The organism is Thiomicrospira sp. S5 (assembly GCF_003991075.1).
GTDB lineage: Bacteria > Pseudomonadota > Gammaproteobacteria > Thiomicrospirales > Thiomicrospiraceae > Hydrogenovibrio > Hydrogenovibrio thermophilus.
In genome coordinates this window covers 1,633,198-1,648,667 of the sequence record NZ_CP014470.1, presented here as the reverse complement: position 1 = coordinate 1,648,667, position 15,470 = coordinate 1,633,198, and the positions used below count along the sequence as shown (strand labels likewise).

Sequence of the window (15,470 nt, the reverse complement as noted above, 5' to 3'; positions counted from 1 at the left end):
CTAACCGAAATGACAAAGCAAGTAGATACCCAATTCGACATCGATGCCTTTTTGAAGAACCTGACCGAGCGGCCGGGCGTGTACATGATGAAAGACGCCGAGGATCAGATCATATACGTCGGGAAGGCCAAGAACCTGAAACGGCGGGTATCAAGTTATTTCAAAAAACGCCATGACGCCATCAAGACGGAGGCGATGGTGGCGCAAATCGCGTCGATTGAGGTCACGGTCACGGACACCGAATCCGAAGCCTTGATTCTGGAAAACACTTTAATCAAACGTCATAAACCGCGTTACAACATCCTGTTTCGTGACGATAAATCGTATCCGTACATTTTTGTGTCCACCGGCAAGAAGTTTCCGTCCTTGAGTTATCATCGTGGGGCCAAACGTCGGGTGGGGCGTTATTTTGGACCTTTTCCGAATGCCTCGGCGGTGCATCAGACGTTACACGCCATCCAGAAAATCTTTCCGGTGCGCCAGTGCGCGGAAAGTGTGTTCAACCACCGTTCGCGGCCGTGTCTGCAATATCAAATCAAACGTTGTTCCGGCCCGTGCGTGGACGGTTTGGTCACCAAAGAAGAATACGACGAAGACGTGGCCAATACCATTGCGTTTTTGGAAGGCAAAAGCTTTGAAGTCATCGAAAACCTGGGGCATAAAATGCAGTCGGCGTCCGATGCCTTCGAATTTGAAGCGGCGGCGGTGTATCGCGATAAAATCTCCGCGCTGCGCGCCATTCAAAGCCAGCACTTGATTAATCAGCCCGGCTCCAAGGACACCGACGTGGTCGCGATGGCTGAAGAAGCCAATCAAGTGTGTGTGTCGATTATGATGTATCGCGGCGGCAACCTGTGGGGCAGTCAGAATTATTTTCCGAAAACCGGTGGGCAGGAAGTGGACGCCGACGAAGTGATTACTGCCTTTATCAGTCAACATTACAGCGACTTACCGGTGCCGCAGTTGTTACTGGTGTCGGAAGCTTTGGAAGACAAAACCGCGTTGGAAAGCTGGTTGTCGCAACGGCGACAGGAAGCGAAAGCGAGCGGTAAGGTGAAAATCCGCCAGGCCAATTCACAAACCGAAAAAGGCCTGATGAAGCTGGCGATGACCAACGCCACGTCCGGCCTGAAGCAGCAACTGACGCAGAAAGCCTCGCAAGCCGAACGGGTAAAAGCCTTGCAGGAAGTGTTGGCCTTGCCGGTGCCGCCGAATCATATGGAATGTTTCGACATCAGTCATACCCAAGGCAATCAAACCGTCGCCAGTTGCGTGGTGTTTAGCGAAGGGGTGCCGAACAGCAGTGCTTATCGCAAGTTCAATATCGAAGGCATTCAGCCGGGCGATGACTACGCCGCCATGCATCAGGCGCTGACGCGCCGTTACAGCCGGGTGAAGAAAGAAGGCTTGCCTGTGGCGGACTTGATTGTCATCGACGGCGGGAAAGGGCAGTTGAATAAGGCGATTGAAGTCTTCAAAACCTTGGAGATGGATAATGTGCCTTTGGTGTCGGTTGCCAAGGGGGAAGGGCGCAAGGCAGGTCTGGAGATTTTGTATACACCGTTTAATGACGAAGGCATCGACCTAGAACCCGACGACATCGCCTTGCATTTAATCAATTATATTCGCGACGAAGCGCACCGCTTTGCCATTACCAGCCACCGCAGTCGCCGTCAGAAAGCACAAACCCATTCGCGTTTGGAAGACATTCCCGGAGTCGGTGCCAAAACTCGCCATAAGCTGTTGACGCATTTCGGCGGCTTGGGTGAAGTGAAAAACGCCGCCGTGGCCGAGTTGCAAAAGGTGCCCGGCATCAGTCAGAAGATGGCGCAGACGATTTACGACTTCTTTCACGGTGAAATCTGACCCTCGAAATAAAAACCAAATCCGATGTATTTATGATGTCCGTCAAGTCGGGGTATGAACTTTTTACGAAACCCCGCTATTTATTGCCATAGCGGCGCGGGTCTATGGTAATATTTTTTCGATTTTGACCAAGAAACCGTCCGTCGGGCGGCGTTTTTACCAGCTGAAATAAAAAAGATTTAGAGTTTTATGTCCCTGCAATCCTTACCTATGATGATGACGTGGTCGCGCGTATTGTTGATTCCCGTCTTTCTGATTTGTTATTACGCTCCGATTGACGATGCGCGTTTCTGGGCCGGTTTGGCCTTTATGATTGCCGCCATCACCGACTGGTTCGACGGATTCCTGGCACGCAAACTCAATGTCAGCAGCAAACTGGGCGCCTTTCTCGACCCGGTAGCGGACAAGTTGATTGTCGCCGCCGCCTTGATTGTGGTCGCGGTGGAGTACCAAAACATTTGGGTGACCTTGTCGGCCATCGTCATTATGATGCGCGAAGTCAGCATTTCCGCCTTGCGAGAATGGATGGCGGAAAACAACGCCCGTGAAGTCGTGGCCGTGTCCAATCTCGGCAAAGTCAAAACCGCCTCGCAATTGGCGGCCTTGACCTGGCTGCTGTACGGCGGTGAGCTTTGGGGTGTGGATTGGGGCGCTTTGGGCTTTCCGATGCTGTACTTCGCGGCGATTCTGACGATTATCACCTGGTATCAATACGGCCGTGCCGCCTTGCCGGTGATTTTGGATGCTTCGGCGGAGAGCGCAAAAGACCCATCCTAATCAACAACTTGCGATGCGTTTTTGAAAACCCGAATTCCAGACGGTTTATTTTCCGTCACGGATTCGGGTTTTTTCGTTAAAAAAGCTTGTAATTTTTCCGTCTCGCCCTATAATACGCCTTCATTACGAATGCGGGAATAGCTCAGCGGTAGAGCACAACCTTGCCAAGGTTGGGGTCGCGAGTTCGATCCTCGTTTCCCGCTCCAATATGGCGGAATGGCAGAGTGGCTATGCAGCGGATTGCAAATCCGTGGACCTCGGTTCGACTCCGGGTTCCGCCTCCATTTATCGGTTCTTCGTAACACCTCTTATTTTTCTATGCCCGCCCAGGTGGCGAAATTGGTAGACGCAAGGGACTTAAAATCCCTCGGTGGCAACACCGTGCCGGTTCGATTCCGGCCCTGGGCACCATTACTTGTTCTCACCCAGTTTCATAAAATCTCAATAATCCTAAAAAACTCTTTGTAATTAATACGTTTTTCGTTTTGCATGTCTCAGCCGTTTCATGAAAATTTATTAAATCGCAGACGAAAGTACGGTAATGTACGTCAACGGTTTTGTGAAATTTAACCATTTCGGGAACCGAATTCACCCTTTTGATTAAAAAAAACGAAATGTTCAAAATTTTGGTTTATTTCTGGTTTGTAAATTTTCTGAAACCAGTAAATAAATTCAAAGCGAAAAAGGGTGGGAGTTTTGGTTTGTTTGAAAGTCTGCTTCCTGTAAAATCTAAGCAATTGTGCTAAATGCAAAGGCTTGTGGTTGTATATGAACAAAAAGCAACTTACCGAAACCGATATTATTACTAAATACATTCTTCCAGCTGTCATACAAAAAGGTTGGGATTCAATGACGCAAATTCGTCAAGAGGTCAAACTTCGAGACGGTAAAGTCATAGTTCGTGGTCAGGTTGCGGCTCGTAAAAAGGTAAAGTCGGCTGACATTGTTCTTTATCACAAACCGAACCTTCCTTTAGCGGTGATTGAAGCCAAAGCCAATAAGCATGAAATTGGTAAGGGTATGCAACAAGCCTTAGATTACGCAGGCCTGCTAGAAACGCCTTTTGTGTTTGCTTCTAATGGTGACGGTTTTATCTTTCACGATAAAACGGCAAACTCCGGCCCAATCGAAACTGAAATTTCACTCGATCAATTTCCAACCTCAGAAGAGCTTTGGCAAAAGTATTGTGTTTGGAAGGGCTATTCAGAAAAACAACTGCCTATCATTACTCAATCCTACCACGATGATGGTTCGGGTAAATCTCCTCGTTATTATCAGCTGCAAGCAATTAACAAAACCATTGAAGCGATTTCAGCAGGGCAAAACCGTATTCTCTTGGTGATGGCAACGGGCACAGGAAAAACCTATACTGCCTTTCAAATCATTTGGCGTTTATGGCGTTCTAAGACCAAAAAGCGCATCCTGTTTTTAGCCGATCGCAATGTTCTGGTGGATCAAACTCGAATCAACGATTTCCAGCCATTTGATACCGCTATGACCAAGGTTGAAAAACGCACGGTTGATCCTGCTTATGAAATTCATCTAGCTCTGTATCAAGCCTTAACCGGCCCAGAAGAGCATCAAAAAGCCTATAAGCAAGTGGATCCAGATTTTTTTGATTTAATTGTTGTCGATGAGTGTCATAGAGGAAGTGCGGCAGAAGATTCGGCTTGGCGTGAAATATTGGAGTATTTCAGTTCTGCCACTCAAATAGGTTTAACCGCCACACCAAAGGAAACGAAAGAGGTTTCCAATATCGACTATTTTGGTGAGCCGGTTTATACCTATTCGCTTAAACAAGGGATCGAAGATGGCTTCCTAGCACCTTACAAAGTCGTGCGTGTTGATTTAGACATTGATGCTTTGGGTTGGCGACCAACCAAAGGACAAATTGATAAACACGGTGAAGTTATCCAAGACCGTGTTTACAATGCCAAAGATTTTGATCGTACATTGGTTATAGATGAAAGAACACAACTGGTTGCTGAAACGATTACTGCTTACCTAAAGCGTACCGATCCAATGGCTAAAACCATTGTCTTCTGTAATGACATTGACCACGCAGAGCGAATGCGCCGTGCGTTGGTTAACTTGAACCCAGACCAGGTTCAGAAAAACGAAAAATATATAATGAAAATTACAGGCGATGATGAGATAGGTAAAGCTCAGTTGGATAACTTTATTAACCCTAAAAAAGCTTACCCTGTCATTGCCACTACCTCAGAGTTAATGACCACTGGGGTAGATGCTAAAACCTGTAAGTTGGTTGTGCTTGACCAATCCATTCAATCGATGACTAAGTTCAAACAGATTATTGGGCGTGGTACTCGTATTGATGACCGCTACGGCAAGCTATGGTTCACCATTCTCGATTTCAAAAAAGCGACTGAATTGTTTGCCGATGAACGTTTTGATGGCATTCCAGAAAAAGTAATGGTTACCCAACCAGACAAAATCATTGATGAAGAAAATCCTGAGTTTGATGAACAGCTAAACAATCCTGAAAACCATAATGAAGATGCCGATAGTGTTGAAGAGCCGCAAGGCGAATATAACTCCGCTTCAGAAAATGAATGGACTGGTTCGGGTGAAGACACTGGTGGTGAACGAGAGCCATTTATCAAATATCACGTCTCAGGGGTAACGGTTAAAAAGATCGCTGAGCGCGTTCAGTATTACGATGCAGATGGAAAATTGGTCACGGAATCTTTCAAAGATTACACCAAAAAGACCATTCAAAAAGAATTCGCCTCAATGGATGAGTTTGTGAAAAAGTGGCAATCCACTGAGCGCAAACAGGCGATTATTGAAGAGTTAGAATCCCAAGGTGTGATTTGGCAAGCACTGGAAGAAGATGTTAGCCGTGAGATGGACCCATTCGATTTAATCTGTCACGTCGCCTTTGACCAACCGCTGCTTACTCGTAAAGAACGTGCGGAAAACGTCAAAAAGCGCAACTACTTCACCAAATATTCCGAAGCCGCTCAGCAAGTGTTAAATGCCTTGTTGGATAAATATGCCGACACTGGCATTACCGAGATCGAATCTAAAGATATTTTCAAAGTCACACCATTTTCAGAAATGGGCAGACCTTTAGAAATCGTCAAGAACGCTTTTGGCAGCAAACAAGCCTATGAACAAGCCATTACCGATTTAGAGCAAAAACTCTATAATAGCGACCAATCCGCTTAATTCCCATACCAATAATAAAAACAAATAAAGGTTCTTCATGTCCGTCTCTACTGTAATCAAATCCATCCAAGACATTATGCGCAAAGACGCCGGGGTCGATGGTGATGCCCAGCGTTTAGGCCAGCTTTCTTGGATGCTGTTTCTTAAAATCTTTGATGCTCAAGAAGAAGAACTGGAATTTGAATTGGATAACTACCAAGCACCGATTCCAGAACAATACCTTTGGCGTAATTGGGCGGCCGATGCGGATGGTCTCACAGGAGATTCACTGTTGGATTTTATTAACAGTGACTTATTTCCAACGCTTAAAGACCTAACGGCTCCAATGAATACCAACCCTCGTGGATTTGTGGTTAAAGAAGCCTTTAGCGATGCCTTTAACTACATGAAAAACGGTACGCTGCTGCGTCAAGTGATTAATAAACTCAATGAAATTGATTTTGGTAACTCACAAGAGCGCCACTTGTTCGGCGATATGTATGAGCAAATCCTCAAAGACCTGCAAGCGGCAGGCAATGCAGGTGAGTTCTATACGCCACGAGCTGTGACCGAATTTATGGTCAATCGCATCAATCCGCAATTGGGCGAAAAAGTCTTTGACCCGGCCTGCGGTACCGGCGGTTTTTTAGCCTCGGCAACCGAGCATTTAAAAAAGCAGATTAAAACCACCGAAGATCAAAAACAACTTCAAGGTCAAATTTGGGGTGTTGAAAAGAAACAGCTTCCTCATCTTCTTTGTACGACCAATATGTTGTTGCACGGTATTGAAGTACCAGTGCAAATCCGTCACGGCAATACCTTAAGTAAACCGCTCTCAAGTTGGGATTCTGATACCGATGTGGTGATTACCAATCCACCCTTTGGCGGCACAGAAGAAGACGGGATTGAACAAAACTTCCCGGCCGAATTCCGTACCCGTGAAACCGCTGATCTGTTTATGCAACTCATTGTTGAAGTGCTAAACGAAGGTGGCCGAGCGGCAGTCGTTTTACCCGATGGAACCTTGTTTGGTGAAGGTGTTAAAACCAAGCTTAAGAAAATGCTGGTTGAAGAATGTAATCTGCACACCATTGTTCGTTTACCGAATGGCGTGTTTAACCCATATACAGGCATCAAAACCAATATCCTGTTTTTTACCAAAGGGCAAAAAACCGAAAAGATTTGGTACTACGAACACCCATACCCAGAAGGCGTAAAAAACTACTCCAAAACCAAACCAATGAAGTTCGAAGAGTTCCAAACCGAAATCGACTGGTGGGGCAATGAAGAAAATGGCTTTGCAGAAAGGGTTGAAAACCACCAGGCCTGGTCAATTTCGATTGATGAAATTATTGAGCGTAACTACAACCTTGATATTAAAAATCCGCATCAAGCCGAAGAAGTGGTGCATGATCCAGAAGAACTACTGGCCAACTATGATGAACAGCAACAAAGCATTCAAACGATTCGTGACCAACTCAAAACCATTTTAGGTAATGCTCTTGAGGGTAAAGCGGAATGAGTGCGCAACTGTCTGTAAACAATTTGATTACCGAACATCTCGACACTTGGACACAAGCCATTGAAACTAAATTCACTGCTGGAAGTGGTTCCAGCAATAAGCTCAATCTTGTTGGTATTCAAAAACTGCGTGAACTGATTTTAGAAATGGCGGTGCATGGTTTGCTTGTGCCGCAAGACCCACACGATGAACCTGCCAGTGTCTTGCTTGAAAAGATTACCGCCGAAAAAGCGCAACTGATTAAAGACAAAATAATCAAAAAAACAAAAGCATTGCCTGAAATTAGCGAGGATGAAAAACCATTTGATTTGCCAAATGGGTGGGAGTGGGTAAGGCTTGGTGATTTAGGTGAAACACAAACAGGCGCAACACCACCTAAAGCTAATAAACATCATTTTGGAAGTGATGTGCCATTTATTAAACCTGGAGATATTGAAAAGGGAATTGTTGATTATTTCAATGAAGGTTTAACATTTGAAGGAGCTGACTCTTTAGGGCGAATTGCAAATTCAGGCTCTGTTTTGATGGTCTGTATTGGTACGATTGGAAAAGCGGCATTAATTGATAGAGACTGTGCGTTTAATCAGCAAATCAATTCAATTTCGCCTCATGTGGAAATTGGACAATATTTGTACTGGGCTATGGCTACAAATTATTTCGTAAGTTCTGCTTGGGAGTTGTCATCCAGCACAACGATTGCTATTTTGAATAAAGGTAAATGGTCTTCTATACCTGTTCCAATCCCTCCACTAGAAGAACAAAACCGCATTGTAGCGAAAGTCGATGAATTGATGGCTTTATGCGACCAGTTGGAAAGCGAAACGCTGAATCATATCGACACCCATCAAACCTTGGTGGAAACGCTTTTAGGTAATTTGGTTAATCCAGATAATACCGCCAATTTTGACCAGGCCTGGTCATTAATTGCCCAAAACTTTGATGTGCTTTTCACTACTGAGCACAGTATTGAATCCCTAAAACAAACCATTTTGCAATTAGCCGTAATGGGCAAACTCGTGCCGCAAAACCCAAACGACGAACCAGCCAGCAAGCTGCTCGAAAAAATCGCTGCCGAAAAAGCCCAGCTAATCGCCGATAAAAAAATTAAAAAACCTAAGTCCTTAGTTGATTTTGAGGGGCTTGAAGAAATTAGATTCGATACTCCAAATAACTGGGCGTGGATTCGCTTGTCTGATATTGCTGATATTGTCCGTGGAGGTTCACCTCGCCCAGCAGGTGATCCCAAATTTTACGACGGCGACATACCGTTTTTAAAGGTTGGTGATGTAACGAATAAAACAGGAATGTATGTTGAAGGGTTTAACTATTCCATCAAGGAAGCTGGTTTAAAGAAAACAAGATTTATCGATACACGAACAGTTCTCCTAACAAATAGCGGGGCTACATTAGGCATTCCTGCAATTTGTGAATTCCCAGCGACTTTTAATGATGGTATTGCTGCATTCATATATCTTTCGGATTCAGTTGATGACGAATTTTTGTATTTATATTTAACTCGATTAAGTAAATGGTTTTTAGATTTTGCTTCAAGAGGGCAAGGTCAGCCTAATCTTAATACGGATATCATTAAATCTACGTGGTTCCCTTTGCCGCCAGTAGAAGAACAAATCCGCATAGTCGCCAAAGTCAATGAACTCATGACCCTTTGCGACCAGCTCAAAACCCAACTTCAAACCGCCCAACAAACCCAAATCCACCTCGCCCAATCTATGATTAGGGATATCATTTAATTTTGATGGAATTTATGTGATTGTATTAAAATGCAGCAAATACAAAAAATTTGATACTAAAGCCATTCTGAATAGTGGAGTATAGAGTTAAAAATGATTGAAATAATAAAGGGGGCGACTCAAAAGCCCAAAAGCTCCCAAGCACTTGTTGATCGCCTATCAAGTGTCGATAAGTTTAATGGAGTTTTGTATGTCGGTTATCCAATTTTCTCCACTCCTGAAGGTAGATACCCTATAGACGCAATCCTTATTTCTGAAACAAAAGGGATTGTAATTTTAAATGTTGTGGAAGGGAGTGTTCTTCCTAGTGATTATCAAGGTGTTCAAGATGATTCCTATAACAAATTAGAAGCTAAGTTTAGAAATTACAAGGCCTTAATGAAGGGCAGAAATTTAGATGTACCGATATCAGTTTTAACTTTTGCGCCAAACCTATCTGAATTTCCAGTTTTTGATGAAGATTACCCGTTATGTGGTTCTGCAAATCTAGAGAGCGTAATTAACGATCTACCTGATGAAAACTTTAATTTATATAAGCCTGTGCTGTCAGTAATTCAGTCAATTTCTACAATCAGAAAAGGACAGAAAAAACGAGCTATATCTAATCCAGAGTCAAAAGGTGCAAAACTGCAAAAACTTGAAGAAGCAATTGCCAATTTAGATAATCAGCAAGGTAAAGCAGTTATTGAAACTGTTGATACAGTGCAAAGGATTAGAGGGCTGGCAGGTTCTGGAAAAACAATAGTTTTAGCTTTGAAAGCAGCATATCTACACTCCCAGCATCCAGACTGGAAAATTGCAGTCACATTCCATACTCGCTCTCTAAAAGGTCAATTTAAAAGACTAATTAATACTTTTACTATTGAGCAAACAGGTGAGGAACCCAACTGGGAAAATTTAAAAATAATTCACGCCTGGGGTTCTGGAAGTGGTGAAAAAGAAGGTATTTACTTTAACTTTTGTAAAGATAATGCTGTTGAGTATTTAGATTTTGGTCAAGCAAAAAATAAATATGGAAGAGGTAACGAGTTTAAAGGGGTATGTAGAAATGCTGTAGATGCAGCAAAATATATATCACCAACTTATGAGGCTATATTGGTTGATGAGGCTCAAGATTTTCCACCAGAGTTTTTGAACTTATGTTACAGAATATTGGGTAGCAAGAAAAGATTGGTATACGCCTATGATGAATTACAGAGTTTAAATTCTCAATCATTGCCAAGCCCAGAAGAAATCTTTGGTAATAATGAGAAAGGGGAGCCTTTAGTAGTCCTGTCTGAAGAGTCACAGGATATTATTCTTGAAAAATGTTACAGGAACTCCAAGCCTGTTTTAACTACAGCTCACGCACTAGGTTTTGGTATTTATCGAGATGAGGATCCTAAAACTGGTACCGGTTTAATTCAGATGTTCGATAACAGTCAACTTTGGGTTGATGTTGGTTATTCAGTAAGAAGTGGAAGCCTTGAAGATGGCGAAGATGTAGTGCTTGAGAGGACATCAGCTAGTAGCCCAGAATTTCTTCATAAAGAAATTGCTATTGATGATCTTATTCATTTTGAATCTTTTCAATCCGAACAAGAACAAGCTCAATGGATTGTTAATGAAATAAAACAAAATATTCAAAATGATGAATTGAGACCAGATGATATTATCGTTATAAATCCTGACCCTTTGTCAACAAAAAGTGCTGCAGGTATCGTCAGAGCTGAGTTATTTAAAGAAGGCATCAACTCACACCTTGCTGGTGTAGATACTTCTCCAGATGTGTTTTTTGATTCTGATGCGGAATCAATTGCTTTTACTGGTATTTATCGTGCCAAAGGGAATGAAGCAGGAATGGTTTATGTGATCAATGGTCAAGACTGTTTTGATTCATTTGGCAAACTTTCAACAGTTCGAAATCAATTATTTACTGCTATCACTAGAAGTAAGGCTTGGGTAAGGGTTTTGGGCGTTGGTCCAAGTATGGATAAATTAGTTGAAGAATATATGCGTGTAAAAGAGTTTAAGTATACTCTTCAGTTTAAATATCCTACTGCTGAATTGAGAGAAAAACTAAATATTGTTAATAGAGATATGTCTGAAGCAGAAAAAGAGAAGGTGCAGAACGCTGATTATTCTTTAAATACTTTGCTTTCAAGTTTAAATAATGGCGATGTTCAGGTTGAAGATTTGGATACTGAACAGTTGTCTAAGTTACAAGAGCTTTTAGCGACAAGAGAATAATAGAATGCTTACAGCAGAACAAGTTCGCAAACAAATTGAGACAATCATTAGTGATTTAATTTCTTCAAGCTTAAGTGTTGACCAAACTTTTCCTTCACTCAGACAAACTCATAGTGAAATAAAAGTTGATTTTGGGAAGTCTGATATTAGTGTGGCACTTAGAAATAAACCTTATAAAGAAATATATGATGAGCTAGTTCAGGCTAAATCTTTTAGCTTTAAGCTTATTGATGGTGCTGTAGTTCAATTAATGTATCAATTCAATGATGATAGTTTAGTAAAACACAGGCTCGCTTTTTTTCCATCTCCGTATTTGGAGGAGTATCAAAAAAATCCCGAGGTTTATGAATCAGATGAAATATATGCTGATATTGTTAGAAGGGATATCGTTCCCTTCCCTGTAAGGTTTGATTTTGACTTAGATGAAAACGTTGTTGTTGATGTTGACCATCCCAAGTCACATCTAACATTAGGACAATATTTAAACTGCCGTATTCCAGTTTCAGCGCCGGTATCTCCCTATTATTTTATTCGTTTTATCTTGCAAAATTTTTACAATACTGCCTTTTGCAAGTTCCAAGATCAGCTAAGCAGTTTTGATGTCTCCTTTGAGAGAACGATCACAGAAAATGAACAACGAATGGTTTTTATTGAGGTGCCTTGATATAAGTGTTTATTGTCAACTTTTAGAACTAATCTAAACTATTTAGTTTGATAAACTAATGAACAAATATTGTCTTCATTGGTTAACAAGTCTAGTAGTTTGGGATGAATAAATATTTTTTCCCTTCCCCCCCCCTCAATTTCAACCAATACACCAATTTCACAAAGTTGCTTTAAGTAAACAGAAGCTGTTTGGCGTTTGGCAATCTCTCTTTCCACGAGATTGTTGATTCGGCAGTAAGGCTGTTCGAAAATTAAATCAACGAGTTCATAACTATATATCTTGGGCAGGGACGCTTTGATGTATTCTCGGGTATGGTCCACTAATTAGGTAATAGCTTGAATTTTATCGGTTGTCCAACGAGAGGTTTGCTCAATACCTTTAAGGATAAAAATAATCCACTCTTCCCAAGCTTGTTCTTTGGTCACTTTTAGCCGTAGTTGATAGTAATCTTGCTTGTTTTGAATGATATAGCGGCTTAGATATAGAATTGGAAGAGTTAACAGCTCTTCTTGGATTAGGAATAGACTGTTTACCACTCGTCCCGTTCGTCCATTACCATCTATCTGTAAAAGGGTGGAACGCTTCAATCTGATAGTGAGCAACAGCTAATTGAATTAACGGGTCTAAATCGGTTTTATTGTGTATAAACTCTTCCCAATTGCCCAATAATTTTCTGATAATATCTTCACACCCTCTGGTGGGGTATAAATGACTGTCCCTGATTGATCACTTGCTAATGCGGTTCCCGACACCTTACGGATTTGCATTTGCTGACCTTTAATATGACTGCATATCGCCACACAGGTATTGGTGTTGAGTGGCTTTTTTACCAGCCCTTGAAACCCTGTAAAAAGGGCGGTGCGATAGCGTAGAGCTTCTTTGGTTGCTGAGTCGGAATTTTGCTCTTTTTGCGCATATTGAAATAACTTGTCTGTTGTTGTGACTATGTTTTCAATTTCTGATGATGACTGTGCTTCTAACAAAGGCAGGGTGTTAATCAGAATACCTTGGTTGGGAATCAGACTGGCAGACTGGTTTAGCACGAGCTGAAATACAGGCTTTTAAAATTGATTTAGTTTCCAAGTCTTGCTCAGGAGGCAATAACGGTAAATAATTGTAAGGTTGGCTTGGATTCCAGTTCATAGAATGTTCGTTAAAGAATAATATGTCGATATTTTTGATTTTTATCGACATATTGGGAGTTAATGTCGATTTGATAAAGGTATTCGTTAGGCTGGTATAGCAAACGCTGAATAAAATAATGGGATTTGTAAATACGTTTATTCATGATGCCCGAAGTAAAAAAATAAGTCATTACTGGTGAATTGAGAAAGTGTTTTTCATGGGGTTTGAGGGTTTGTTGATTGGGTTCTTTTCATTTTCAGTATTTATCCATACATTCTTCGGTATTTGCCTTTGACGGAACCCCGCGGGTCAAGTAATATTCCCTTCTTTAATTGTTTCAGGTTCGACCTTACGCTATGAGCAAAATAATCGATTTAAAAGGCTCAATCCTTTCCTTAACCGTTCTAAATCTTTTTTCCGATCAAATTGATGAAACCAAGCAGGCGATTGCGGCGAAAATTGGCCAGGCGCCGGATTTCTTTGTGGGGATTCCGATTGTATTGGAACCGCAAATCGAATTGAAAGACCCGACCTTTTTGGCGTTGTTGGTGGAGTATTTGACCCAGCAGCAGATGATCCCAATCGGGATTCGTACCGAAGACGAGAGTATTAAAGAACAGGCGGAGTATGCAGGCCTGGCGATTTTCCCGAAAGAGAAACCGAAAGCGGCCCGCGCAAGCAAACCCAAAGCGGCGGCGGAAGAGGCCGGTTTGAAAACCGCGATGATGGTGAATGGGGCGGTGCGTTCCGGCCAGCAGATTTACGCTAAGGACCGAGATTTGATTGTGATGGGACCGATTAACCCGGGCGCGGAAGTGGTGGCGGACGGCCATGTGCACGTATTCGGCAAGGTGATGGGCAAAGTGTTTGCCGGTTCGTCGGGCGATACGTCGGCGCGGATTTTTGCCAAACAGTTGAACCCGGAACTGGTGTGCATCGCGGGGATGTATCAATTGTCGGAAGACATTGACGAAGCCTATAAATCCGGTTTTGTGGAGATTCGTCTTCAAGACGGGAAGTTGGTGTTCAATACCGATATTCTGGCGTAACCGTGACGGTTTGAAAACTTTTGTCACGAGTAAATTTACGCAACCCATCAAGTCCGTTATAATTTTCAAAATTTGTTTTCATTCGCCGGTCGTTTCGACGGGCGGTTTTCATGCAAGGAGAAGCTTAGGTGTCACGTGTAATCGTTGTAACCTCTGGTAAAGGTGGCGTGGGCAAAACCACGACCAGTGCGAGTATTTCAGCCGGCCTGGCGTTGAAGGGCTATAAAGTCGCGGTAATCGACTTTGATGTGGGGCTGCGTAATCTGGATTTGATTATGGGCTGCGAACGCCGCGTGGTGTACGATTTCGTTAATGTGGTGCAAGGTGAAGCCTCTTTGAAGCAGGCGTTGATTCGCGATAAGCGTATCAATAACCTGTACATCCTGGCGGCGTCTCAAACCCGCGATAAGGATGCGTTGACACAGGAAGGCGTGGAAAAAGTCATCGAAGACCTAAAAGAAGACGGTTTCGATTTCATTATTTGTGACTCTCCGGCCGGTATCGAAAAAGGCGCGCAATTGGCGCTGTACTTCGCGGACGAAGCGATTGTGGTCACCAATCCGGAAGTGTCTTCCGTGCGTGACTCCGACCGTATTCTGGGCATTTTGCAAGCTAAGTCACGCCGTGCCGAAAACGGTGACGAGCCGATTGTCGAGCACTTGGTGTTGACGCGCTACAACCCGGACCGCGTGGAAACCGGCGAAATGTTGTCGGTGGAAGACGTGACCGAATTGTTGAACATCAAATTGTTGGGCGTGATTCCGGAGTCGCAACAGGTGTTGAATGCATCCAACTCCGGTGAGCCGGTAATCATGACGAAAGATTCCGACGCCGCTCAGGCGTATGAGGACGTGGTGGACCGCTTCCTGGGTGAAGAGAAAGAACACCGTTTCCTTGTCGCTGAAAAGAAAGGCCTTTTCAAGAAAATCTTCGGGAAGTAAGCTATGGCGTTACTAGACTATTTACTGGGACAGAAAAAGAAGAAGTCGGCGAATGTCGCAAAAGACCGCTTGCAGATTCTGTTGGCGCACGAGCGTTCCGAGCGTAAAGCTCCGGATTATTTGCCGAAAATGCGTGAAGAGATTCTGGAAGTGATTGCCAAATACGTCAGCATCGATCAGGATCAATTGCAGATTTCGGTGGATGAAGCTAATGGGTTTGAAGTCTTGGAACTGAATTTGGTGTTGCCGGATAAGTAAGCGTTTACTTTAAGACGGATCGATTAAAAAAGCCGCTGAGGATTGTCCCAGCGGCTTTTTTATTTTGGAGCCTTTGGTTTTTAAAAAACCAAAACAACCAGGCCTGGCGGTTTT

The 15,470-nt window shown here is 43.1% G+C and carries 13 protein-coding genes and 3 tRNA genes; 13 read left to right on the top strand and 3 right to left on the bottom strand.

The features are described from left to right. Positions 1-9: 9 nt before the first annotated feature. The 10 genes from uvrC to AYJ59_RS07515 all read left to right on the top strand — a co-directional run bounded on the left by uvrC (position 10) and on the right by AYJ59_RS07515 (position 11,980). Positions 10-1,866: an excinuclease ABC subunit UvrC gene (gene uvrC / locus AYJ59_RS07560; RefSeq protein ID WP_127119748.1), complete on the top strand. Its 1,857-nt coding sequence runs from the start codon at positions 10-12 to the stop codon at positions 1,864-1,866. Between the two features lie 189 nt (positions 1,867-2,055). After that, the gene (gene pgsA, locus AYJ59_RS07555) at positions 2,056-2,643 is read left to right on the top strand and encodes a CDP-diacylglycerol--glycerol-3-phosphate 3-phosphatidyltransferase (RefSeq protein ID WP_237260291.1); all 588 of its coding nucleotides are present in this window, start codon (positions 2,056-2,058) and stop codon (positions 2,641-2,643) included. A 131-nt stretch (positions 2,644-2,774) separates the two neighbouring features. Then, positions 2,775-2,849 (top strand) — tRNA-Gly (locus AYJ59_RS07550). 4 nt (positions 2,850-2,853) lie between these two features. Continuing rightward, a tRNA-Cys gene (locus AYJ59_RS07545) sits at positions 2,854-2,927 on the top strand. 40 nt (positions 2,928-2,967) lie between these two features. Next, a tRNA-Leu gene (locus AYJ59_RS07540) sits at positions 2,968-3,054 on the top strand. Positions 3,055-3,405: 351 nt separating this feature from the next. Continuing rightward, entirely contained in the window at positions 3,406-5,835 is a 2,430-nt protein-coding gene (gene hsdR, locus AYJ59_RS07535; RefSeq protein WP_443080143.1) for an EcoAI/FtnUII family type I restriction enzme subunit R, read from the top strand. A 37-nt stretch (positions 5,836-5,872) separates the two neighbouring features. Then, complete coding sequence (locus AYJ59_RS07530; RefSeq protein ID WP_127119746.1) at positions 5,873-7,336, top strand: HsdM family class I SAM-dependent methyltransferase; 1,464 nt, start codon at positions 5,873-5,875, stop codon at positions 7,334-7,336. Continuing rightward, the gene (locus AYJ59_RS07525) at positions 7,333-9,087 is read left to right on the top strand and encodes a restriction endonuclease subunit S (protein ID WP_127119745.1); all 1,755 of its coding nucleotides are present in this window, start codon (positions 7,333-7,335) and stop codon (positions 9,085-9,087) included. The genes AYJ59_RS07530 and AYJ59_RS07525 overlap by 4 nt, the downstream gene beginning before the upstream one ends. 93 nt (positions 9,088-9,180) lie before the next feature. Further along, positions 9,181-11,316, top strand: coding sequence for a DEAD/DEAH box helicase (locus tag AYJ59_RS07520; protein ID WP_127119744.1), 2,136 nt, complete (start codon positions 9,181-9,183; stop codon positions 11,314-11,316). A gap of 4 nt (positions 11,317-11,320) precedes the next feature. Then, positions 11,321-11,980: a DUF2290 domain-containing protein gene (locus AYJ59_RS07515; protein WP_127119743.1), complete on the top strand. Its 660-nt coding sequence runs from the start codon at positions 11,321-11,323 to the stop codon at positions 11,978-11,980. Between the two features lie 38 nt (positions 11,981-12,018). Here the strand turns inward: AYJ59_RS07515 and AYJ59_RS13160 are convergent, their stop codons facing one another. From AYJ59_RS13160 to AYJ59_RS13125, 3 genes are all read right to left on the bottom strand, one after another. Continuing rightward, a complete protein-coding gene (locus AYJ59_RS13160; RefSeq protein WP_443080142.1) occupies positions 12,019-12,303 on the bottom strand; it encodes a hypothetical protein in 285 nt (94 codons plus the stop codon). A gap of 232 nt (positions 12,304-12,535) precedes the next feature. After that, positions 12,536-12,649, bottom strand: a complete 114-nt coding sequence (locus AYJ59_RS13155) for a Fic family protein (protein ID WP_206197855.1) — start codon at positions 12,647-12,649, stop codon at positions 12,536-12,538. Further along, positions 12,607-13,026, bottom strand: coding sequence for a Fic/DOC family N-terminal domain-containing protein (locus AYJ59_RS13125; RefSeq protein WP_206197854.1), 420 nt, complete (start codon positions 13,024-13,026; stop codon positions 12,607-12,609). Before AYJ59_RS13125 ends, AYJ59_RS13155 begins: the two co-directional genes overlap by 43 nt. A 438-nt stretch (positions 13,027-13,464) precedes the next feature. Between AYJ59_RS13125 and minC the strand changes: the two genes are divergently transcribed. From minC to minE, 3 genes are all read left to right on the top strand, one after another. Next, positions 13,465-14,157 (top strand): septum site-determining protein MinC, encoded by a 693-nt coding sequence (gene minC / locus AYJ59_RS07505; RefSeq protein WP_068648687.1) that lies wholly within the window; start codon positions 13,465-13,467, stop codon positions 14,155-14,157. A gap of 128 nt (positions 14,158-14,285) precedes the next feature. Next, positions 14,286-15,098 (top strand): septum site-determining protein MinD, encoded by an 813-nt coding sequence (minD, locus tag AYJ59_RS07500; protein WP_029938071.1) that lies wholly within the window; start codon positions 14,286-14,288, stop codon positions 15,096-15,098. Positions 15,099-15,101: 3 nt separating this feature from the next. Next, positions 15,102-15,356: a cell division topological specificity factor MinE gene (gene minE, locus AYJ59_RS07495; protein WP_029938072.1), complete on the top strand. Its 255-nt coding sequence runs from the start codon at positions 15,102-15,104 to the stop codon at positions 15,354-15,356. Positions 15,357-15,470: the final 114 nt, after the last annotated feature.

Excerpts from the sequence above, each read along its gene's own strand:
- AYJ59_RS07520 (WP_127119744.1), top strand. The coding sequence starts at position 9,181 with ATGATTGAAATAATAAAGGGGGCGACTCAAAAGCCCAAAAGCTCCCAA.
- AYJ59_RS07525 (WP_127119745.1), top strand. The coding sequence starts at position 7,333 with ATGAGTGCGCAACTGTCTGTAAACAATTTGATTACCGAACATCTCGAC.
- minC (WP_068648687.1), top strand. The coding sequence starts at position 13,465 with ATGAGCAAAATAATCGATTTAAAAGGCTCAATCCTTTCCTTAACCGTT.
- uvrC (WP_127119748.1), top strand. The coding sequence starts at position 10 with ATGACAAAGCAAGTAGATACCCAATTCGACATCGATGCCTTTTTGAAG.
- minE (WP_029938072.1), top strand. The coding sequence starts at position 15,102 with ATGGCGTTACTAGACTATTTACTGGGACAGAAAAAGAAGAAGTCGGCG.
- AYJ59_RS07530 (WP_127119746.1), top strand. The coding sequence starts at position 5,873 with ATGTCCGTCTCTACTGTAATCAAATCCATCCAAGACATTATGCGCAAA.
- pgsA (WP_237260291.1), top strand. The coding sequence starts at position 2,056 with ATGTCCCTGCAATCCTTACCTATGATGATGACGTGGTCGCGCGTATTG.
- AYJ59_RS07515 (WP_127119743.1), top strand. The coding sequence starts at position 11,321 with ATGCTTACAGCAGAACAAGTTCGCAAACAAATTGAGACAATCATTAGT.